Raw genomic sequence first — 3,293 nt, 5'->3', positions numbered from 1 at the left:
CACCGGCGCCGTCGCGGGGGTGGCGGGCGGCGGCCATCGCGGCCAGGCCGGCGCCGGTGAGCGCGGCGGTGTACGGCGCGGCGGCGGGCTGCACCGCGATCCGCAGGGTCTGGGACAGGGCAGCGATCAGGTCGGGCCGGGCCGCGCCGTCACCGACCAGCACCATGCCCCGGGCCAGCGCCGCGAGGGCGGTCGGCCGGACGGCCGGCTGCTGGTAGATCTCGCGGACCAGCCGGGCGACGACGGCCGCCAGCATCTGCACGGTGGTGCCGTCCTTGACGTCGCGGGTGCCGAAGTCGGTACGGCGGGCGGCGATCAGCTGCCCGTCGTCGAGGAGGCCGATCTCGGTGATCTGCGCGCCGACGTCGGCCAGCAGCAGGGCGCCGGCGGCCGAGCCGGCGCCGATGGCGGCGGCCCGGACGGTGTCGATGAACAGCAGTCGGCGCGGTGCGAGCGCGGCGGTGACGACCTGCCGCAGGGTGTACTCGTCGGCCGGCGTGGCGGACACCGGGCGGCAGGCGACGACCAGCGGCGCCACCTCGACCGTGGGACGGAAGCGCTGCAGCAGTTGGCGCAGCGCGCTGGTGCAGGCCGGGGCGTCGACCAGGCGTCCGCGTCGCACCAGTGGCGCTCCCTGGCCGGGGCCGCCTCCGGTGGGGGCGTTGACCGTGCCGTGGCCGAGACCCCACAGCCGCAGCTGTGCGCTGCCGGCGTCGAGCGCCAGCAGTACGGGCGCCGTACCGCGCCGGCCCGCGGCGACCGGGCCGCGGTGGGCGCCGTCCTGCGGTCGATCGACGGTGGTCCTGGCCGGCATGCCGCCCTCACTTTCGCCCGAGACGACCTCCAGCTTGGGTCGGTAGCCGCGCGGTGACAGCGGAGCCGGCGGGCCAACAACCGCCCCGCAGCTTTCCGGCCGTCGGCAAGGCGGCGGGCGCGGCGGCGACAGTTGGCCGGTCCGCGTCCGGCGCGGCTATGGTGTGCCGCATGCGAGTCCCTCAGCAGCGACGTACCGTCGAGCAGCCCGCCGCGCTGCCGATGCTGGTCGTCGCCGCCGTACTCGCGGTGATCTTCTCGCCCGGCCGCGCGGTGGGGCTGTGCATCGTCTTCTGGCTGGCGAAGCGGGCGGTCCCGGGCTGCGTCCCGGCGTGGTCGGCGGACCGGGCTCCGCCGCGGCGGCTCGGCATCGCCTGACGTCCCGCCCCGCGGCCCTCGCGGCCGTCGGTCCTCCTCCGCTGTCCCGCGCCGGCCGCGTACCGGCCTGCCCGGGCAGCACCCGCCGCCGGTCGCGAATCAGCTCCGGCCGGCGGCACGACCCGCCCGGAAGGGTGCTGACATGCTCAACCCCGGCGCCTACGCCCGTGAGGGGCTGCGGCAGATACTCACCATCGACCTGGGCACTGCCCACGTACGGATCTGGTCGCCCGCCCTCGGCCGGGTGGTCGAGGAGCCGACGGTCGTCGTCTGGGGGCCGCCCGGTTCCCGACGCGCCGTCGGCCGGGCCGCCGTCGAGCTGGCGGACCGCACCGGCGCCCCGCTGGTGTGGCCACTGCGGCACGGCGTCGTGGACCACTTCGCCGCCTGTGTGCACCTGCTCCGGGTGCTGACCGTCACGCACGCGGGCTCCGGCGCGCCGCACACTCCCGTGCTGGTCGGGGTGCCCGCCACCGCCACCCTGCGCCAGCAGCAGCGGCTGACCGCGGCCGTCCGGCGGGCGACCGGTGGCCGGGTCAGCACCGTGGAGGAACCGCTGGCCGCGGCGCTGGCCTGCCGGGTCGGCCTGGACACCGAGGACCTGGTGGTGGTCGACATCGGACAGGGCCGTACCGAGGTCGTCCGGATCACCGACGGCACCGTCACCGCCGCGGGCCGGACCGACGGGTCGAACAACGTCGACCAGGTGCCCGCCATCGCCGCGGCCGTCCGGCGGCTCGGCGAGCACACCCACCGGCCCGGCCCGCGACGGCTGCTCGTCACCGGCGGCGGCGCGGCCACGATCGGCGTCGCCGCCCGGCTCGCCGCGCTCACCAGCCGCGCCGTCACCATGCCCGCCGACGTCCGGCTCGCCACCATCCAGGGGCTCGCCCTGCTGGCGCAGACCCGCCCGCCGCACCCCGACCGGCCCGGTCAGCCGGTCGCCTGACCCAGCGAGAGGAGCGGGTACGACGCCATGCAGATCGAAGTCGTGCCACTGCCCGGTATCGGGCTGCGCCACACGTTCACCACCGAGCAGGGCCGCCGGGTCGGCGTGGTCACCCACCACGCCGGCGGGGTGCGCCGGCTGGTCCACGACGATCCCACCGACCCGGACCGCAGCTGCGATCTGCGGTTGACCCGGGCCGAGGCGCTCGCCCTGGCCAACCTGCTCGGCGTCCTCGACGTCGTGCAGGCCGACGCCGTCGGCTGACGGACGGGGCGGAGACCGCCGCCGGACCGGACGCCCGGCCGGCGGTGGATGAGAAACCGCGCTGCGCTGACTATCGTGTGACCCGGAGTGACCGGGAGGGAACGCGGAACGGTGCGGCAGCGGCTGATCGCGGGACGGTACCGGCTGCTGGACCTGGTCGGGACCGGGGGGATGGGCCGGGTCTGGCTGGCCCGGGACGAGATGCTGCACCGCGACGTCGCAGTCAAGGAGATCCGGCCACCGGCCTGGCTGACCGAATCCGAACGCGACGGGGTGCGGCTGCGGACGCTGCGCGAGGCGCGCACCGCGGCCCGGCTCAACCACCCGAACGTGGTCCGGATCTACGACGTGGTGCACGACGGGGACAGCCCGTGGATCGTGATGGAGTACGTGCGGTCCCGCTCGGTGCACCAGCTCCTCGCCACCGACGGGCCGCTGAGCGCGCGCCGGACCGCCCGGATCGGGCTGGCGGTGCTCGCCGCGCTGCGTGCCGCGCACGCCGCCGGGGTGCTGCACCGGGACGTCAAGCCGCACAACGTGCTGGTCGCCGACGATGGCCGGGTGGTGCTCACCGACTTCGGGTTGGCCACCTTCGCCGGCGGGGACGGGGCGATGACCGGACCGGGCATGGTGCTCGGCTCGCCGCAGTTCGTCGCCCCGGAGCGGGCCCGGGACGGCATCTCCGATCCGCGTACCGACCTGTGGTCGCTGGGCGCGACTCTCTACGCGGCCGTCGAGGGGCGGGCCCCGTACGCTCGGCCGAGCGCGATGGCGACGCTGAGCGCGCTGGCCACCGAGCCGCCGGACCCGATGCGCCGGGCCGGAGTGCTCCGGCCGGTCCTCACCGGACTGCTGCAGCGGGACCCGTGGCGGCGGCTGACCGCCATCG

5 protein-coding genes are annotated in these 3,293 nt (G+C 76.5%); 4 read left to right on the top strand and 1 reads right to left on the bottom strand.

What is annotated here, in order from left to right; all coding sequences use genetic code 11:
* On the bottom strand, positions 1 to 814 hold an 814-nt coding region (locus tag DLJ47_RS33925), incomplete at its 3' end, for a rod shape-determining protein (RefSeq protein WP_109906279.1).
* A gap of 170 nt (positions 815 to 984) precedes the next feature.
* On the opposite strand from DLJ47_RS33925, the gene DLJ47_RS33920 reads away from it, so the two are divergent.
* The 4 genes from DLJ47_RS33920 to DLJ47_RS33905 all read left to right on the top strand — a co-directional run.
* The gene (locus DLJ47_RS33920; RefSeq protein WP_109906277.1) at positions 985 to 1,191 is read left to right on the top strand and encodes a hypothetical protein; all 207 of its coding nucleotides are present in this window, start codon (positions 985 to 987) and stop codon (positions 1,189 to 1,191) included.
* 142 nt (positions 1,192 to 1,333) lie between these two features.
* The gene (locus DLJ47_RS33915) at positions 1,334 to 2,140 is read left to right on the top strand and encodes a rod shape-determining protein (RefSeq protein ID WP_109906275.1); all 807 of its coding nucleotides are present in this window, start codon (positions 1,334 to 1,336) and stop codon (positions 2,138 to 2,140) included.
* 27 nt (positions 2,141 to 2,167) lie between these two features.
* On the top strand, positions 2,168 to 2,404 hold the full coding sequence (locus DLJ47_RS33910) for a potassium transporter TrkA (protein WP_109906273.1): 237 nt from the start codon (positions 2,168 to 2,170) through the stop codon (positions 2,402 to 2,404).
* A gap of 171 nt (positions 2,405 to 2,575) precedes the next feature.
* On the top strand, positions 2,576 to 3,293 hold a 718-nt coding region (locus tag DLJ47_RS33905), incomplete at its 3' end, for a serine/threonine-protein kinase (protein ID WP_233258166.1).

This window comes from Micromonospora sp. S4605 (assembly GCF_003176715.1).
GTDB lineage: Bacteria > Actinomycetota > Actinomycetes > Mycobacteriales > Micromonosporaceae > Micromonospora > Micromonospora echinaurantiaca.
The sequence above is the reverse complement of the archived record's forward strand: the minus strand, read 5'-3'. Positions and strand labels throughout refer to the sequence as shown.

Coding starts and splice junctions, on each gene's coding strand:
- DLJ47_RS33920 (WP_109906277.1), top strand. CDS start 985: ATGCGAGTCCCTCAGCAGCGACGTACCGTCGAGCAGCCCGCCGCGCTG.
- DLJ47_RS33915 (WP_109906275.1), top strand. CDS start 1,334: ATGCTCAACCCCGGCGCCTACGCCCGTGAGGGGCTGCGGCAGATACTC.
- DLJ47_RS33910 (WP_109906273.1), top strand. CDS start 2,168: ATGCAGATCGAAGTCGTGCCACTGCCCGGTATCGGGCTGCGCCACACG.